12 protein-coding genes are annotated in these 17651 nt (G+C 65.1%); 8 read left to right on the top strand and 4 right to left on the bottom strand.

The annotated features are described in order from the left end of the window. Positions 1-12: 12 nt before the first annotated feature. Positions 13-1257: an aminotransferase class I/II-fold pyridoxal phosphate-dependent enzyme gene (locus tag QY325_06010; GenBank protein WKZ67477.1), complete on the bottom strand. Its 1245-nt coding sequence runs from the start codon at positions 1255-1257 to the stop codon at positions 13-15. 158 nt (positions 1258-1415) lie between these two features. Between QY325_06010 and bamD the strand changes: the two genes are divergently transcribed. The 5 genes from bamD to recN all read left to right on the top strand — a co-directional run bounded on the left by bamD (position 1416) and on the right by recN (position 6493). Next, on the top strand, positions 1416-2291 hold the full coding sequence (gene bamD / locus QY325_06005) for an outer membrane protein assembly factor BamD (protein WKZ67476.1): 876 nt from the start codon (positions 1416-1418) through the stop codon (positions 2289-2291). After that, positions 2288-2635, top strand: coding sequence for a DNA-directed RNA polymerase subunit omega (locus QY325_06000; GenBank protein WKZ67475.1), 348 nt, complete (start codon positions 2288-2290; stop codon positions 2633-2635). The genes bamD and QY325_06000 overlap by 4 nt, the downstream gene beginning before the upstream one ends. Before the next feature lie 30 nt (positions 2636-2665). Next, positions 2666-3871, top strand: coding sequence for a bifunctional phosphopantothenoylcysteine decarboxylase/phosphopantothenate--cysteine ligase CoaBC (gene coaBC, locus QY325_05995; GenBank protein WKZ67474.1), 1206 nt, complete (start codon positions 2666-2668; stop codon positions 3869-3871). A gap of 12 nt (positions 3872-3883) precedes the next feature. Beyond that, the gene (locus QY325_05990) at positions 3884-4774 is read left to right on the top strand and encodes a DUF4835 family protein (GenBank protein WKZ67473.1); all 891 of its coding nucleotides are present in this window, start codon (positions 3884-3886) and stop codon (positions 4772-4774) included. Between the two features lie 66 nt (positions 4775-4840). Further along, positions 4841-6493, top strand: a complete 1653-nt coding sequence (recN, locus tag QY325_05985) for a DNA repair protein RecN (protein ID WKZ67472.1) — start codon at positions 4841-4843, stop codon at positions 6491-6493. A 176-nt stretch (positions 6494-6669) separates the two neighbouring features. Here recN and QY325_05980 read toward each other — a convergent pair whose 3' ends face one another. Then, positions 6670-10203: a lysyl oxidase family protein gene (locus QY325_05980; GenBank protein ID WKZ67471.1), complete on the bottom strand. Its 3534-nt coding sequence runs from the start codon at positions 10201-10203 to the stop codon at positions 6670-6672. A gap of 111 nt (positions 10204-10314) precedes the next feature. Between QY325_05980 and QY325_05975 the strand changes: the two genes are divergently transcribed. From QY325_05975 to QY325_05965, 3 genes are read left to right on the top strand one after another with little or no spacing between them, the layout of a single operon-like run. Further along, the gene (locus QY325_05975; protein WKZ67470.1) at positions 10315-11133 is read left to right on the top strand and encodes an SDR family oxidoreductase; all 819 of its coding nucleotides are present in this window, start codon (positions 10315-10317) and stop codon (positions 11131-11133) included. Between the two features lie 59 nt (positions 11134-11192). Next, positions 11193-13367, top strand: coding sequence for a caspase family protein (locus QY325_05970; protein ID WKZ67469.1), 2175 nt, complete (start codon positions 11193-11195; stop codon positions 13365-13367). Between the two features lie 7 nt (positions 13368-13374). Beyond that, positions 13375-16512 (top strand): adenylate/guanylate cyclase domain-containing protein, encoded by a 3138-nt coding sequence (locus tag QY325_05965; GenBank protein ID WKZ67468.1) that lies wholly within the window; start codon positions 13375-13377, stop codon positions 16510-16512. Here the strand turns inward: QY325_05965 and QY325_05960 are convergent. Further along, a complete protein-coding gene (locus tag QY325_05960; GenBank protein ID WKZ67467.1) occupies positions 16489-17121 on the bottom strand; it encodes a CoA pyrophosphatase in 633 nt (210 codons plus the stop codon). The two genes, QY325_05965 and QY325_05960, sit on opposite strands and share 24 nt — an antisense overlap. Then, positions 17118-17624: a hypothetical protein gene (locus QY325_05955; protein WKZ67466.1), complete on the bottom strand. Its 507-nt coding sequence runs from the start codon at positions 17622-17624 to the stop codon at positions 17118-17120. The genes QY325_05960 and QY325_05955 overlap by 4 nt, the downstream gene beginning before the upstream one ends. Positions 17625-17651: the final 27 nt, after the last annotated feature.

Below are 17651 nucleotides of genomic sequence, written 5' to 3'. Positions count from 1 at the left end.
CGGTGGAGCGGGCTAGACCGCGGCCACTTTGTCGGCCTTGTAGGCCCCGGCCTCGAGCTTCTTCTTCACCTCCTTGAAGCTCGCGATGGTCCGCGCGACATCCTCCAGGCTGTGCGCTGCCGTGGGAATCAGGCGCAGCAGGATCACATCCTTCGGCACCACGGGATACACCACGATGCTGCAGAAGATGCCGTGATGCTCGCGCAGGTCGAGCACCACGTTGGTGGCCTCGGGGATGCTGCCCTTCATCAGCACCGGGGTCACGCAGCTGTTGGTGACGCCGATGTCCAGGCCGGCCTCCTTCAGGCCGCTCTGCAGGGCCTTGGTGATGGTCCAGAGCTTCTCGGCCAGCTCCGGACGCGTGCGGATCAACTCCAGGCGCTTCAGGGCGCCGATCACCACGGGCATGGGCAGGCTCTTGGCGAAGGTCTGGCTGCGCATGTTGTAGCGCAGGTACATGATCACGTCCTCGGGGCCGCTCACGAAGGCGCCGATGGTGGCCATGGCCTTGGCGAAGGTGCCGAAGTAGATGTCCACGCCGTCCTGCACGCCTTGGGCGTCCGCCGTTCCGCGGCCGTCGCGTCCCATCATGCCGAAGCCGTGCGCATCGTCCACGAAGAGCCGGAAGTTGTACTTCGACTTGCGCTCCACGATCTCCTTCAGCTTGCCCTGGTCGCCGGCCATGCCGAACACGCCCTCGGTCATCACCATGATGCCGCCGCCGGTCTGCTCGGTCACCTTCTTGGCGTTCTCCAGCTGCTTGTCCAGGCTGGCCATGTCGTTGTGCTGGAATACGAAGCGCTTGCCCATGTGCAGGCGGGCGCCATCGATCATGCAGGCGTGGCACTCGCTGTCGTACACCAGCACATCGTGGCGGGAGAGGAGGGCCTCGATGGCGCTCATGCAGCCCTGGTAGCCGTAGTTGAGGAGGAAGGTGTCCTCCTTTCCCATGAATTCGCTGAGCTGATCCTCCAACTGCTCGTGGTACTTGGTCTGGCCGCTCATCATGCGGGCGCCCATGGGGTAGGCCATCCCCCAGGCTGCTGCCGCTTCAGCGTCCACCTTGCGTACCTCCGGGTGGTTGGCGAGGCCCAGGTAATTGTTCAGGCTCCAGACGAGGACCGGTTTGCCCCGGAAGGTCATGTGCGCCCCCAGGTCGCCCTCGAGCTTGGGGAATGAGAAGTAGCCATGGCTGTCCTTGGCATGGCGGCCGATGGGGCCGAGGTCCTTGCGGATCTTGTCGAAGATGTCGTTCATGTTCGGTTCGCCCGGCTGGGCGCTGGGTTGTTGTGGGATGGGCCGTTGGTTGCGGCCGGCCAAAGGTAACCTGCTCCCTGCAGTGCCAAAGAGCGTTAACCGTTGGCTATCAACGGCATGCCGTTGGCTGCATCCGGCTATCTTCGCGCCCCTCCGAAATGGCCGCTGAATCAGGTCCCGGGCCGCGCAAGGCCATACGCATCCTGCTCGCCTCCTCATCCGCGCTCGCACTTTGGGTGCTGCTGGGCATGGCCGGTGCCGGGTCTCTGAGCTCCTGCAGTCCCTTCAACCGGGCCCTGAAGAGCGACAGCATCCCCTACAAGATGGAGGTGGCCCGGAAGTACTACGACAAGGGGGCATACGACCGCGCCATCCCCCTGCTCGAGGAGCTCATCATGCTCAAGCGGGGCACGGCCGAGAGCGAGGAGGTGAACTTCCTGCACGCCAAGGCCCACTTCCTTATGAAGGACTACACCATGGCTGCCTACTACCTGGAGAACTATGGCCGCACCTTCCCGGTGGGGCGCCATGCCGAGGAGTCCGCCTTCCTGAATGCCTACTGCTACTACATGAACAGCCCGAACTACGAGCTGGACCAGGCCGATACGCGCGTGGCCATCGACCAGTTCCAGCTGTACATGGTGCGGTTCCCGAACTCCAGTCTGAGGGACAGCTGCAACAGCATCGTGGATGCCCTGCGGACGAAGCTGGAAGTGAAGGCGTACCATGCCGCCGAGCAGTACTTCCACATGCGCAATTACCAGGCGGCCAGCATGGCCTTCAAGGACTTCCTGCGCCAGTACCCCAACAGCGACTACCGGGAGGATGCCATGCTCCGGATCCTGCGGGCCGACCATTCGTTGGCCATGAACAGCGTGGAAACCAAGCGGTTGGAGCGCCTGCAGGAGGCTATGCGATCTTACCGTAATTTCGCCGACGCTTATCCGAACAGCGTCGAGCGCGACCTGGCCGAGCGGCTCCGCAAGGAGCTCGAGGCTGCATTGGCCCAGCCGACACCGAACCAGCAACCATGAGCAACAAGCCGACCACCGCCGCCAAGACCACCGTCACCCGTGACGTGGCGAAGCTCGATCAGGAAACGGGCAACGTCTATGAGACCGTGGCCATCCTCGGCAAGCGGGCCAACCAGATCAGCATGCGCATCAAGGAGGAGCTCCATTCCAAGCTGGAGGAGTTCGCCATGACGGGCGAGAACCTTGAGGAGGTCTATGAGAACCGGGAGCAGATCGAGGTGAGCAAGCACTACGAGCGGATGCCGAAGCCGGGCGCCTTGGCCATCCAGGAGCTGATGGAGGGCAAGCTCTATTGGCGCCGTGGCGGGGAGGAGGCTCCGGCCGAGGTGCCCCAGCAAGCCTGACCGTCCATTCCGGAACGATCCCCTGTTCAGGTGGAGCGCTTCCTCAATCGCAAGGTGCTGCTCGGTGTCTCGGGCGGCATCGCAGCCTATAAGGCCGCTAACCTCACCAGGCTCCTGGTGAAGGCCGGCTGCGAGGTGCAGGTGGTGATGACCCCCGCAGCGCATGACTTCGTCACGCCGCTCACGCTGGCTACGCTCAGCAAACGCCCCGTGCTGACCGACCTTTTCGTGCGGGATGGCAGCGGGGCCTGGAACGACCATGTCCATCTGGCGCGCTGGGCCGATGTCCTCCTGATCGCCCCTGCTACCGCCAACACCCTGGGCAAGATGACCCATGGGCTCTGCGACAACCTCCTGCAGGCCTGCTTTCTCAGCGCGGCCTGCCCGGTCTTCGCCGCCCCGGCCATGGATTTGGAGATGTGGCGCGATCCCGGCACGCAGAAGAACATGGATGCGCTGCGCGGAAGGAAGGTGCGCTTCATCGGGCCGGAAAGCGGCGAGCTCGCCAGCGGCTTGGTGGGCGAGGGCAGGATGAGCGACCCCGAGGCCATTGTGGAGGCCTTGTACGCCGAGTTCGTGGGGCGCAGCAGGCTGAGCGGCAGGCGCCTGCTGGTAACGGCTGGCGGGACGCAGGAGGCCATAGATCCCGTGCGGTACATCGGCAACCGGAGCAGCGGCAAGATGGGCTTTGCGCTGGCCGAGGAAGCTGCGGCGCGCGGCGCGCGGGTGGAGCTTGTCACGGGGCCCGTCTCCCTGCGCATCGATCGGCCGGGAGTCGCTCGCACCGATGTGGTTACCGCCGCCGAGATGGCTGCCGTGTGCAAGGAGCGCGCTGCGCACGCCGATGCCATCATCATGAGCGCCGCAGTGGCCGACTACCGCCCGGCGCAACCCGCTCCAGGCAAGCTCAAGAAGAAGGAGGCGGACCTCCACCTGGCGCTCGAGCCCACAGAGGACATCCTGGCCTGGATGGGCGCGCACAAGGCGCAGGGCCAGCGCCTCGTGGGCTTCGCCCTTGAAACGGACAACGAGCTGGCCAACGCGAGCGCCAAGCTCCATCGCAAGAACCTCGACCTCCTCGTCCTCAACAGCCTGCGCGATGCGGGCGCCGGCTTCGGCACCGACACGAACAAGGTTACCCTGCTCGCACCGGGCAAGGATCCGCAGGAGCTGCCGTTGATGAGCAAGCGCGATGCGGCCCGCGCTATCTTGGACCGCCTCGAAGAACTCCTCTGAGCCATGCGACCGATGCGCCTGTTCCTGCTGTTGCTCCTGCTGCCCTTCGCGGCCCTGGGACAGGAGTTCAACTGCCAGGTCAGCGTCATCGCACCGCAGATCGCCACGGCGCAGCCACGCGTGTTCCAGAGCATGGAGCTCGCCATCCGGGAGTTCTTCAACAGCCGGCGATTCACGAACTACAACTATGCGCCCGCCGAACGCATCGACCTGAACCTGTTGCTCACCATCAGCAACCAGCCGGCCCCCGACCGTTTCGAGGGCACCCTGCAGGTGATCTATGCCCGACCGGTGTACGGCACGGACTACAACAGCCCCATCCTTGACCTGGTGGATGAGAAGGTGCAGTTCAATTTCCTGGAGAACACACAGATCGAGTTCACGCCAGACCGCTTCCTGAACAACCTCTCCTCGCTGCTCGGGTTCTACGCCTACTTCGTGCTCGGGCTCGATGGCGACACCTTCTCACCCTTGGGCGGAAGCGAGTTCTACACGCAGGCCCAGCAGGTGGTGAACAATGCCCAGAACGCCAGCGAAGAGGGCTGGAAGGCCTTCGAGGGCCAGCAGAACAGGTATTGGCTGCTGGACAATCAGGTGCAGGCGGTGTTCCGCCCGCTGCGTGAGCTGCTCTACGATTACCACCGGCAGGGCATGGACACCATGACCGAGGATGCCGCCGCTGCGCGCCGGAAGATCGCCGCCGCCATCGAGAAGCTCAAGACGGTGCACCAGGCAAAGCCCGCCAGCTACAACCTGCAGGTGATCTTCAACGCCAAGTACAACGAGATCGTGGAGCTCTTCAAGCCCGCTGACCCGGCGGAGAAGACCAAGCTCTTCAACACCCTGCAGATCATCGATCCCGGGCATATCGGGCAGTACCAGAACATGATGCGGGGATCCTGACCGGGACATTGGGGATTGACCGGGCCGTGTTTTCTTGGGACCCTCCCCGTTGCCGATAATCACGTCATGCTCGCGCGCATCTCCGTCTCCAATTACCTGCTCATCGATGCGCTCGAGCTTGAGTGGGCTCAAGGGCTCACCGCAATCACAGGCGAGACCGGGAGCGGCAAGAGCATCCTCATCGGCGCGTTGGAGCTGGCCATGGGGGCACGTGCCGATACCGGCCTGGCCCGGGACCCCTCCAAGCGCTGCATCATCGAATTGGAGCTGGACCTGCGGCGCGCACCGGCCAGGGATTGGTTCGAGGCGAACGAAGTGCCTTATGAGCCGCGTGCGATCCTGCGCCGCCAGCTCGACCCCGGCGGCCGCTCGCGCGCCTTCGTGAACGATACGCCCGTGCGGCTGGAGCAGCTCCGCGAGCTGGGCGAGCGCCTCATCCATGTGCACAGCCAGCATCAGACGCTGCTGCTCAACGATGCGCGCTTCCAGCTTGGCCTGGTCGACCGCTTGGCCGGCCATCAGGAGGCCGTTGAGGCACTTCATGCCACGTTCATGGACTGGCGGCATGCCGAGCGCGAACTCGCCCTCGCGCGCGAAGAGGAGCAGCGCGCACTGGCCGAGGGCGATTACCTGCGGTTCCAGGTGGAGGAGCTGGAGCAGGCCGCGCTCCGGGAGGGCGAGCAGCAGGAGGTGGAGCGGGAGCTTCAGCTCGCCGAGCATGCCGGGGAGCGGGCCGAGGCCTACCGCGCGGTGGAGGATGGCGCCATGGGCGATGCGGGGGCCGCTTCCGTACTCCAGCGCGTGCGTGCCGCACTCGCCCGTGCGGCACGTGTGGACGGGGACGCCGCTGCGCTGCTCAGCCGCCTGGAGAGCAGCCTCATCGAAATCAAGGACATCGGTGATGAAGCAGCGCGGCTCGCGGCCTCCGTGGAGCTCGACCCCCTGCGAGCCGAGCAGCTCCGCGAGCGCATCGACCTGCTCCACCGCTTGCAGCAGAAGCACCGGGTGAAGAGCGCCGATGAGCTGATCGCGCTGCTTGATGACCTGCGCAGCCGCACGGTTCGCATGGGGGCGCTCGGAGACCGGCGCGGGGAGCTGGAGAAGCGCGTGGCCGGGTTGGGGGCGCTCTACGCCAAGCAGGCCGAGGCCGTCTCGAAGGCACGGACCAAGGCGGTGAAGCCGCTCGCCGACCAGGTGGAGCAGCTCCTTCATCAACTGGGCATGCCGCACGCGATCTTCCGGTTCGACCATTGGACGGGTGAAGCCGGTCCGTACGGCATCGATCAGGTGCGCGCCGTCTTCACCGCGAACAAGGACCGCGCTCCCGCCCCTTTGGACAAGGCGGCCAGCGGCGGCGAGCTCAGCCGGGTGATGCTTGCCCTTATCTCCCTCGCAGCCGATTCGCGCGACCTGCCGACCGTGGTCTTCGACGAGATCGATACCGGCGTGAGCGGCGAGGTGGCCGATTGCGTGGGCACCCTGCTCGCCGCCATGGGACGCGAGCGGCAGGTGATCGCCATCACCCACCTGCCGCAGATCGCCAGCAAGGCCGCTCACCATCTGCTTGTGTCGAAGGATGCGGAAGGTGAGCGCGTACGCACCACCATCGCTCCGCTCAGCCAGTCGGAGCGCGTAGAGGCCATCGCCCGCATGCTGAGCGGGCGGGAGACGACCAAGGCCGCCCTGCAGCACGCGCGAGAGCTCATGAAGCAGAGGTGACCCGCGCAAGCGGGTAGGATTCGTCGGTGCGCCCCAGGTGCGAGGCCGGCCTTCCCTCCGGATGCAATGCCTGAAGGGGCATCCGGCCCATGCCGTCGGACGTACCCGATCCTCACTGCATGCGTGGCATGCACTGCGCAGGCCGCATGGCACGCAGCGGCTGGTCGTATGCCGGCTCAGGGCAGCTGCTGGGCGCGCGTGCTCGTGGGCACGCTGCCGCCTATGTTCACCAGGATCGGATCGCGGTCGTTGGCGGAGCCGGTGTATTTCACTGTGCCGCTGAGGTTCGTATCCTCCAGGTAATAGCCGCTCACCGTTGCGGTGGGCACGTTCCCGCCGATCACCACCAGGATGGGGTCGCGGTCGTTGTTCTCGCCGACGTACTTCAGTGCGGCGTCGCGCCAGGCATTGCCCATCCAGAGCATCTGCGTGCCGTTGGCGGCCTTGCGGGCATCGGTGCCATAGGTGGCGGTCTCGCTGGCGCGGAAGTCCACGGTGATCGGCGCCACGCCGAGCGGCACAGCGTTGGCCGTCATCACGCCCAGGTGGTTCCGGTGACGCACGGCCACGTGATAGCTGCCCGGGGCCACCTGCAGGAGCACGGGGGATGCCCCATCCATGCCCACCACATCGCCGTCGCGCTGCAGAAGCGCGGTGCGGCTGGCCAGGATCGTGGCCGGAGCGGCCGCACTGCGGGCCTCCACCAGCACGTAATCCACGATCGCATTCGGTCCCGTTACCGCCAGGACGCCCGCTCCGATCTGCTCGCCTCCGCCGCCAGCGGTATGCACGTAGCCCAGGCCCGTGTAGGGCTCTGTGGGCGGCAGGTAGTTGCCGCTCCGCAGGTCGTCGCGCATCAGGGGCGGCACCGTGGCTTCGAACGGTCCCTCCAGCCACAGTTTGGGGCTCACCGCCACCGTGTTCGGGACGCTCAGGCAGGCCCCGACCACGGCGGTGAGGACATTGTTCGCATCCTTGTTCACGATGTCCTCGATGCTTGCGATGCAGATGGTCGGGCCGGTGAGGTCCAGGTAGCTGATCCGCACCAGCGGCACGAAGCCCTCGTTCTTCACGAGCGAGCTGTCCATGTAGGAGAGCCCGATCACCTTGGTGCCCCCGAGCGTCGTGTTGATGCTGATCTCGCCTGCGAGATTGCTCGCCAGGTTGGTCGCGCTCTGGATGGTGAGGCCGCTCATGGTGAATTCGTAGCCCATCACGCGGCACGAGGGGTTGCGGATCAGCACGTCAACGGTCTTGGCGATCGGATCCAGGTTCCCAAGGGTCAGGTCCACCTGATCGCTGGTGCTCACCCATCCGCGCGGGAAGTCGAACCATGGATGGTAGTGCAGCACGTGGCCCGTGCCGTCGTGCGTGGCTTGCTGGGTGTATGCATTCACCATCAGGGCGGCGTCGGTCACCGTGATGCGGTTGTCGGCGTTCAGGTCGTTGCAGCTAGTGGGGCCGATGTCATCGCCCATGATCCGCTGCACGTACTCCATGGCATCGGGCTGGGTCTGGAAGCCGTCGGAGTTCAGGTCGCCGCGCTTCGAGGGCCCGTTGCAGACGCCATTGCAATCCAGCCGCGCATCGCCGTAGGCCTGGCCCTGGCAGTCCGTGTAAGTGGGGCAGTTCGCGACCACCGTGAAGGAGGGGACATTGGAGGCGTTGCGCGTGATGTTGATGCAGACCTGGGCGTAGTTGTTGCTATAGTTCATCTCATGCCTGCCCAAGGCGTCGGGCGCATGCTGCCAGTTGGTGCGCAGCACCAGCGTGTAGGTGCCATTGGGGACGTCCGTGATGTCTATCCAGTTGCAGGTGGTGCCGCTGCCGTACTCATCGTAGCACTGCTTGCTGATGCCCATGTTGCTGCAACCGAATTGGCCCGTGCCCCCGAAGCAGCCGACGTCGATCACGCAGAAGCCGTTCTTGAAGCCCACGGGAATGGCATTGCCGGCTTGGTCGAAGAGGAGGTAATCGGCATAGCCCGCATAGTGGGCATGCCCGTGGCAGTTGTTGAAGCTGAACATCTGGGGCTGCGTGCCCGGGCTCCCGATGTAATAGTCGGTGGTGCCGATGTTGTTGATGCGGGTGGCGAACCGGAGCACGTACCGCTGGCCCAGGGCGCGCACGCAGCCCTCTACGGGCGCACAGGCATCCGTGATGTTCACAGAGGTGAGGTTCAGCGTGCTCTGCAGACGGGCCTGGTCCATCACCAGGTCCGGGCCGGCCGGGCAGCTGGGGTTTCCGAAGGGGATGCAGCAATCGTTGCAGGCCACCGTGGCCAGCGGGTTGTAGTTGCACATGTTCGCCTGCATGCAGCCCACCACGGGCCCCATGTAGATGATGCTGAAGGTGACGCTGCTGCCGCAGCCGGCGGTGGCGGCATTGTGCCCCACGCGCAGCCGGTGCACCGTCGAGCCCGGCATGTTCGCATTGATCACGGCCTGCGCTCCGCAGCCGCCGTCGTTGTCATCTGCGAAGGTGGCGCCTTCCACGCCCTCGCTCAGGGTGATGCTGTTGCAGGCCATGTCGTACACCCACAGCCGGGTATCGCAGCTGTTGGTGCCGCAGGTGGTGATCCGGTATTGCCCGCTCTGGGGCGGCGTGAAGGTGTACCACTGTTCCAGGATGCTCGTGGTGGCCGTGACGAGGGTCTGCGGGTAGCTGCCTGTGAGCGGAGCCAGGGTCAGCGGCAGCGCAGTGCTGCAGGCAAAGCCCGCCGGGCAGTTGAAGGTGGTCTCCTCGAACTGCCCGAACTGCCCGCCCTGCTTCATCAATGCGCCGTCGAACCAAACGAAGTACTGGCCGTAGCCGTAGGTGCCGTGGTAGATGCCATCGCCCACGCTGTCGTTGATGCGGAACACCAGGCAGGTGCCCTGCGGCACGCAGACCGAGGAACTCGCGGTCCCGCTCGCCAAGGTGGCGCCGGTGCTCGCGTTCTTCAGCGTCCAGCTGGTCTCTCCGGGGTAGCTGTCGTTGAAGATGTCGATCCGCACGCGCTTCTGGCCGGTCGGGCAGGTGTAGCTGCAGGTGCCGTTGTTCACGTTCACGCTGCTGCTGTAGTTGGCGGCAGTGGGCTCGTTGCAGCCGAAGACCGGGTTCAGGTTGCCCACGAACACATCATCGATCGCGATATCGCTCAGCTCACCGGTGCCGGTGATCGCGCGGAATCGGATCCGGAGGTTCGCTTGACCGGCCCATGGCGCCAGGCTCAGCCAGCCTTGCTTCCAGTAAAGGCCTTGGTCGCCGTTCGCGGCCCAATGGTTCTGGGTGACCGTTCCATTGGCATTGATGTCGATGATGAGGCTGCCCATCTGGCTCCCCCGCATGTGGTACCAGAAGGTGAGGTAGGGAGAGGAGAGGCCCGAGATATTGAAGCAGGGAGACTCCAGGATGGCCGTCTTCGCGGGGGTATTGCCGGAGCCGGAGCTCTCCACATACATGTACTTCGCGTTGGCCGTGGTGTTGTTGAGGGTATGGTCGGTGTACGGCCCCGTCGCCAGCTGGGTAGCCCCGTTGGTGCCGTTCCGGTCAACGTTCCAATCGATGTTGTCCGCCGTCAGGTTCACCCAGTTGGTTGGCAGCGTGCCGGGCATGCCCTCTGTGCCCGAGGTGAAGGGCTGGTTGTGCGGGAACGTGCTGATGCACTGGGCCATGGCCGACCCGCTGAGGCAGGCGGCCAGGAAAAGGAGGCTGGAGGTCCGGATCATGGCGCTGGTTCTGGCGAGGCAAAATACTCGATGGGATCCAGGTGCACGGGCCGCCTTTCCGGTCAGCTAGGACCCCTACGGCTATATTCGCCGCTGCAGAACCCACTGATTATGGCAAACGGACTGTTGAAGGGGAAGCGCGGCATCATCACCGGCGCGCTCAACGACCAGAGCATCGCCTGGAAGGTGGCTGAGCTCGCCCACGCCGAGGGCGCCTCCATCGTGCTCACCAATGCACCGGTGGCCATGCGGATGGGCGAGATCAATAAGCTGGCAGAGGCCGTGGGTGCCCCGGTGATCCCGGCCGACGCAACCAAGGACGAGGACCTGGAGAAGCTCTTCTCTGATGGTGCCGCGCACCTGGGTGGCAAGATCGATTTCGTGCTGCACAGCATCGGGATGAGCCCGAATGTGCGCAAGGGCAAGGGCTATGACGACCTGAACTACGAGTGGTACCGCCAGACCCTGGATATCAGCGCCATGAGCTTCCACCGCATGCTCCAGGCCGCGCGCAAGACCGATGCGCTGGCCGAATGGGGCAGCGTGGTGGCCTTGAGCTATATCGCGGCGCAGCGCGTCTTCCCCGGCTACGGTGACATGGCAGACGCCAAAGCCCTGCTCGAGAGCATCGCGCGCAGCTGGGGGTACTACCTCGGCATGGAGAAGAAGGTGCGGGTGAACACCGTCAGCCAAAGCCCCACCATGACCACAGCCGGCTCGGGCATCAAGGGCTTCGGCGGGTTCTTCGGATTCGCGCAGGAGATGAGCCCTTTGGGCAATGCGCCGGCCGAGGATTGCGCCAAGTACTGCATCACGCTGTTCAGCGACCTCACCCGGTACGTCACCATGCAGAACCTCTTCCATGATGGAGGGTTCAGCAGCACCGGGGTGACGCCCCAGGTCATGGACAAGGTCACGGGCGGCATGTAGGCGCCTCCGATCCGGCCCGTCGCTTGCCAAGGTCAGGCTGCCCTATTTTCGGCCCTCCCATGCGCCTGCCGTTCCGCTCCCGCATCCTTCCGTCGACCATCTTCGCCGCACTCCTCACGGTGCCGGCCGCATCCCAATCGGGCAAGGCCTTCCTGAAGGAGGCCGATAAGCTGAGGGCCCAGCTGGAGTACGAGCAGGCGTTGGAGAAATACGGATTCGCCATCAGCATCGAGCCGAAGCTGATCAAGGCATGGCAGGGCAGGGCGGAGGTGCATGGCGCCTTGGGCCGGGCCAAGGAACGGGCGATGGACCTGGGCCAGGTGGCCGATCTGGACCCCGGTGATCCGGGCCATGCGGTGGCGGCCTCCTCCGCCTTCCTCGACATCGATAGCCTCGCGCCCGCGCGGGCGTTCGCGGAGCGTGCGGTCAAGGTGGACCCGAAGAGCCAATCCGCGCTCATGGCCCTGGGCAGGGCATGCCTGCGCATCGGCGACCTCGATTGCGCATCGCGCGCGGCCGATCAGGCGCTGGCCATCAAAGCCACCACCGACACCTACTTCCTGCATGGCATCGTCCGCTCCGCCACGCGCGATTACAAGACCGCGGAATTCGACCTGGACAAGGTCATCGAATGGAATCACCTGTACGAGCCGGCCTATGTCGCCCTGAGCGAGGTGCAGCTGGCGCTGTACGAGCTGTATTCCGGACCGACCATGAAGGCCAGGACCTTGGAGAAGGCCATCGACAAGTGCACCAGGGCCCTTGAGCTCAATCCGCAGAGCACTGATGCCCTCTTCACGCGCAGCAAGGCGCTCGCGCTGCAGAAGGAGTTCGCCAAGGCCATCGATGACATCAGCCGGTGCATGGCGCTGGGCCGCATGGACAGGTCGGCCTACATGCAGCGTGCCGCCTATTACAAGGGCTTCGGCCAGTTCCAGAATGCCATCAACGACCTGAATCAGGTCATCCTCGCCGACGCGAAGGACTATGAGGCCCTTCGGTTGAGGGCTGAATGCCGCGAGGCGAACCTCGACCTCGAAGGCGCCTTGAAGGACATCGAGGGCGCCCAGAAGGGCTTGGAGCTGTCCGGTGCACTGACCGCCGATCAGCGGACCGCCTTCGATGAGGCCCGCACGCGCATCGCCAAACAGGTATTCGAGATGAACCGGGAGTCGGACCCGCCCTCCATCACCGTGGTATTCCCTTATCGGGATGGGGATGTGGCGCGGGTATCAGGTTCGCAGGATTTCACCAAGGTGAGCGGACATGTGCGCGACAAGAGCCTGCTGCAATCCATCACGGTGAATGGGAAACCTGCTGACTATTCCAAGGATGAGAAGGATCCGGAGTTCGTCGTGGTGGTCCCCCTGCCCCAGGAAGCACAGGAGATCGTGGTGCAGGCCACCGATGCCTACGGGAACTTCACCAGTGAAGTGCTGCGCGTGGAGCGCACGGAGGGCATCGCCCCGGTGATCGCCATCACCTCGCCGAAGCCGAGCGGCGCGCGGGAGATCGCATTGCCCACGGGCCGGAGCGATGTGTTCATCGAGGGTGCGGTGACGGATGGCAGCCTGATCCGGCTCATCGCCGTCAATGGGGTGAATGCCAGCTATGCCCCGGACCGGGCCAACCCGGAATTCTCGATCAAGGTTGACCTGAAGGGGCAGGACCAGTTCACCGTGCGCGCGGAGGACCAGTTCGGCAACGCGTCCGAGCAGGTGTGGACGGTGAAGCGCACCGGTTCCGAGTCCGTGGCCGTGAACCGTCCTGTCGGCAATGAGGGCGGTGGAGCCGTTGCCCCCTCGGCGAAGGGCGCCACCTGGGTGGTGCACATCGAGAACAGCAGCTACCGGAGCTTCCCGGCCCTGCAGGTCTCGCAGAACGACCTGGCCAAGATGCAGAAGGCCTTCGCCGGCTATTCCATTCAGCGCACCATCAGCAAGAAGAACCTGACCAAGGAGCAGATGGAGCGGTTCTTCAACGTGGAGCTGCGCGACCTGGTGAGGACCAACAAGGTGGGCACCATCCTCGTGTGGTACACCGGCCATGGTCGCACGGTGGGGGGCAAGGCCTACTGGATACCGGTCGATGGCCGCAAGGATGATATCTACAGCTTCTACAACTACGGGGCACTGAAGGCCCAGATGCAGAACTACAGCGAGTCCATCACCAACACGGTCGTCGTCTCCGATGCGGCCGCTGGCGAAGCTTCCTTCTTCGACCTCACCAGGTAGCGCCCCCATGACACCATTCCGTCGCCCGATCCGGCAAGCGCTGGCAAGGCTGCATGCCGCCTTCCTGGCGGTGCTCATGGCCGGGGCGTGCTTCGGGCAGCGCTATTTCTTCGAGAACATCTCCAACCAGCAGGGCCTGCCCGCCGCCAAGGTGTACTGCGCGGCCCAGAGCCCCGATGGCATCATCTGGGTCGGCACCGAGGTGGGCCTTGCCAGCTATGATGGCATGAGCGTGGTGAGCCACGGCACGGCGGATGGCACCGCGCCGGGCGGCGTGTTCTCCCTGCTGGTCGATCGCGATGGAGGGATCTGGGCGGGCCATCTGGACGGCGGCATCACATGGAGCAAGGGGCGTGCGTTCCGTTCCTGCACCCTCGGCAGCGGGATCTCCAGCGCCATCACGGCATGGGTGCAGGAGAAGGACGGATCCATCCTGGTAGCCACCATGGGCTCAGGGCTCTGGCGCATCACGGGCACCCCGGCGGAGGATGGGACGCTCAATGCCCGTCGCATCGGTGCGGAGTCGGGTCTCCAGGACCGCATCCTTTCCATCGCGGCACTGCCCGATGGGCGGGTCGCGCTGGTCTCCGACGGCAGCGGCATGCAGGCACTGGCGGGGGACCGTATCGCCGAGCTGAACCTGGCGGGCATCCCCGATGTGTTCCGGCGCACGGCGATCTTCGTCGATGGCAAAGGACGCGTCTGGGTGGGCACCCAGGGGGGCGGGGCCTACCGCTGCAGCATGGATGGCCGCTGCGACCGCTTCGATATCCTGACCGGCCTGAGGAGCAACACCATCTACTGCTTCGGAGAGGACGGGGAGGGGCAGGTCTGGATCGGCACCACCGATGGTGGGGCCTCCTGCGTGACCAGCGACGGTGTTCGCAGCTTCGGGCCGGACAATGGGCTGCACGGGCGCTTCGTGCGCTGCCTGGTGCGCGACCGGGAGGGCAACCTGCTCATCGGAACCAACGAGAGCGGACTGGACATCTTCAAGGGCGACCGGTTCATCTCCTACGGGGAGTCCGAGGGCCTCAGCGATCCCAAGGTCTTCGCCGTGCTGGAGGATCGCCATCAGCGCACCTGGTTCGGCACCAATGCAGGCATCGTTGTGCTCGACGTGACGGGGCGGCTCGTGGAGCAGGTCACCTCGCAGAAGGGCCAGCTCACCAGCAACTTCGTCCGCTGCCTGCGCGAGGACGACAAAGGCTACGTATGGGTGGGCACCGAGAACGGGGGGCTGCTGCGCTTTGACCCGCGCTCAGGCAAGGCGCAGGAGGCACTGGAGGTCTCCGGGAGCCTCGCGGACCTGCGTGTGACGGCCTTGGAGGTTGGCCAACCGGGCGAACTGTGGGTGGGTGGCGTCAATGGACTCTGGCGCTACCTCCCTGGCGGCGGTACTGTGCCCACGCCGTACAGGACGGAGGATGGGCTGGCCGGCAATCACATCAATGCCATCTTCCGCGATCGGGACGGAACGATCTGGGTGGGCAGCACCACCAACGGCGTCACCCGGATCGACAACGGGAAGGCCACGCGGATCGACCTCGGCCGCTCCTTCGCCGCATCGTGCTTCACGCAGGATCAGGAAGGCCGCATCTGGGTGGGCACCGAGGGGCAGGGCATCATCGTGCTGAAGGACGGGAAGGAACAGCAGCGATTCACCGCGGAACAGGGGCTCCTGAGCAATGCGATCAAGGCGCTGGCCACCGACGAGCAGGGGCACATCTGGATCGGCACCACCAAGGGCCTTAACAAATGGCGGCACAAGCAGGAGGGCTTCATCGCCTTCACCGAGCGAGCGGGCTTCACCGGCATCGAAGTGAAGCCGAATGCCGTCTGTGCCCTAAGGGGCGGCGGCGTGCTCTTCGGCACGGTGAACGGTGCCACACGGGTGGGCGACGAGCGCGAAGCTGAACGGACCGTGGCTCCTCTGGTCACCATCAGGGGCTGGACCGTGAACCTTGAGGAGCGGCCCCTTGAAGGCCGGTCAAGCCTCAGCCACGACGAGCGGAGCATCAGGCTCAGGTACGGCTGCGTGGCCCTGAGCGATCCAGGCGCGGTGCGCTACATGTACCTCCTCGATGGCCTGGAGGACGACTGGCAGCCCATCACCTCCAGCACCGAAGCGGCCTATCCTGCACTGCCGCCCGGCACTTACACCTTCAAGGTGAAGGCCATGGACCGCAGCGGCCTCTGGAGCGAACCGCCTGCCGAGCTGAGCTTCACCATCCACCCCCCTTGGTACCGCAGCTGGTGGTTCTATTCGGCCCTGGCCATCTTCATCGGTGCGTCGCTGTTCAGCTACATCAAGGTGCGGGAGCGGCAGCTGCGCCTGCGCAACCTTGTGCTGGAGAAGAAAGTGGAGGAGCGCACCGCAGAGGTGGTGGCCCAGAGCAAGGAGATCGAGGGGCAGAAGGAACGCATCGAGGACCTGCTGCTGAACATCCTGCCCAAGGAGATCAGCGAGGAGCTGAAGGAGAAGGGGAAGGCCACCGCGCGGCGGCATGACGAGGTCACGGTGGTGTTCACGGACATGAAGGGATTCACCCGTGTGGCGGAGAAGATGACGCCCGAGGAACTCGTGAGCGAACTGGACGACTGCTTCGTCCAGTTCGATGAGATCGTGGGCCGGTACGGGATCGAGAAGATCAAGACCATCGGCGACAGCTACATGTGCGCCGCCGGCGTGCCCACAGGCGATGCTTGGCACGCTCACCGGTGCGTGCTCGCCGCACTGGAGGTGCGCGAGCTCATGAGCCGCTGGCAGAAGGAGCACCGCAGCGCCGGCAAGGAGCCATGGGCCCTGCGCATCGGTGTGCACTCGGGCCCGGTGGTGGCGGGAGTGGTGGGCAAACGCAAGTTCGCCTACGACATCTGGGGCGATACGGTGAACACCGCCAGCCGCATGGAGAGCAGCGGCGAAGTGGGCGAGGTGAACATCAGCGGTGCCACCTACCGCCTTGTGAAGGATCATTTCGAATGCGTGCACCGCGGCCAGGTCGAGGCGAAGAACAAGGGCGCCATCGACATGTACTTCGTCAAGCGCATCAAGCCTGAGTTCAGTGCGAATGCAGAGGGTACGCGGCCCAATGAGCGCCTGCTCAGGCTCTGTTGCGTCTCATTGGCGCAGGAGCTCGCGTAGCTCGGCCAGCATCATGGCCGTTGCGCCCCACACCACGCGGCCCTTCACGTCGAAGTAAGGCGTTTCCGCCGTACGCCCCAGCATCGCGATGTGCTGCTCGCGCCGCTTCAGGATGTCTTCGCGCAGCAGGTCGGCAAGGGGCACCTCGATCAATTCCGCGACCTCGCGTGCATCGGGCGCGAACGGGCCGATCCGATCGGCGACGGCCACGAAGGGAGTGACCAGCGATCGGCTCGGCGGGATGTAGATCGGCGACAGGGCCCCGATGAGCTGCACGCCGGTCACCGGGGCGCCGGTCTCTTCGGTGAACTCGCGGAGCGCCGTTGCTTCGAGCGAGTCGTCCTGCGGCTCCCTGCGGCCGCCCGGGAAGGATACCTGCCCGCTGTGTACGCCGGCGTAGGTGGGCCGTTGCATGAGAACCGTATGCGCCATGCCGTGCCGTGGGTACAGCAGGGCGAGCACCGCGCTCTCCCGGGGTGGCGGTGCTGCGCGCATGGCCGCTTCCAGATCGGGACGCCTGTACCCGGAGAGTTCGAGGAAGGCATCGTGCCCGGGCAGCCCGCCCTGCAGGCGCAGGCGCAGCCGGTCGGCGATGCCCACGAGGTTCATCGGCCTGCCTCCAGGGCTTTAACCAGGTCGGCGGCCTGGGTCTTGTAGGAGTGCCGGGGAGCATCCGCGATCCGGCGCGCCCCTTCCCGCGCGCGGTCAAGCTGATCGCTGCAGAGCCAGCTCAGCACCGTGTACCATTCGCAGGGGTCCTTGAAATCCTTCAGGTTGCTGCTCTCGAGCCGGTCGATGGACAGTTCGGCATCGTACGGCTTGCCGATGGCCAGCTGGCAGACCGCCAGGTAGAGGTAGGCGCTCTTCATGGGCGCCTTTCCGCTCACGTATTCGACGAGCATCCGCTCCGCTGCATCGTATTCCTGCCGGCCGTAGTGGTCCATGGCCTCCAGGTAGCCCGCGTTGTGCACCGTCCGCACCTGTCCGCTAACCAGGTTGATGTAGGGGGTGAACGTGCGCTGGCAGAGATCGCCATGGGCTGTGGGTTGTTGCTGGCAGCCCGCGAGCGCGATGATGAGCGGCACGATGAGATAGGATGGGAACTCGGCCATGGTGCGCGAAAATACCCTGATGCGTGG

The organism is Flavobacteriales bacterium, assembly GCA_030584065.1.
In the GTDB taxonomy this organism is placed as follows: Bacteria; Bacteroidota; Bacteroidia; order Flavobacteriales_F; family PHOS-HE28; genus PHOS-HE28.
Note: the sequence above shows the minus strand (reverse complement) of the source record. Positions and strands in the feature narration are given on the sequence as shown.

Coding starts and splice junctions, on each gene's coding strand:
- QY325_05990 (WKZ67473.1), top strand. CDS start 3,884: ATGCGCCTGTTCCTGCTGTTGCTCCTGCTGCCCTTCGCGGCCCTGGGA.
- QY325_05965 (WKZ67468.1), top strand. CDS start 13,375: ATGACACCATTCCGTCGCCCGATCCGGCAAGCGCTGGCAAGGCTGCAT.
- recN (WKZ67472.1), top strand. CDS start 4,841: ATGCTCGCGCGCATCTCCGTCTCCAATTACCTGCTCATCGATGCGCTC.
- QY325_06010 (WKZ67477.1), bottom strand. CDS start 1,257: ATGAACGACATCTTCGACAAGATCCGCAAGGACCTCGGCCCCATCGGC.
- QY325_05955 (WKZ67466.1), bottom strand. CDS start 17,624: ATGGCCGAGTTCCCATCCTATCTCATCGTGCCGCTCATCATCGCGCTC.
- bamD (WKZ67476.1), top strand. CDS start 1,416: ATGGCCGCTGAATCAGGTCCCGGGCCGCGCAAGGCCATACGCATCCTG.
- QY325_06000 (WKZ67475.1), top strand. CDS start 2,288: ATGAGCAACAAGCCGACCACCGCCGCCAAGACCACCGTCACCCGTGAC.
- QY325_05970 (WKZ67469.1), top strand. CDS start 11,193: ATGCGCCTGCCGTTCCGCTCCCGCATCCTTCCGTCGACCATCTTCGCC.
- QY325_05960 (WKZ67467.1), bottom strand. CDS start 17,121: ATGAACCTCGTGGGCATCGCCGACCGGCTGCGCCTGCGCCTGCAGGGC.
- QY325_05980 (WKZ67471.1), bottom strand. CDS start 10,203: ATGATCCGGACCTCCAGCCTCCTTTTCCTGGCCGCCTGCCTCAGCGGG.
- QY325_05975 (WKZ67470.1), top strand. CDS start 10,315: ATGGCAAACGGACTGTTGAAGGGGAAGCGCGGCATCATCACCGGCGCG.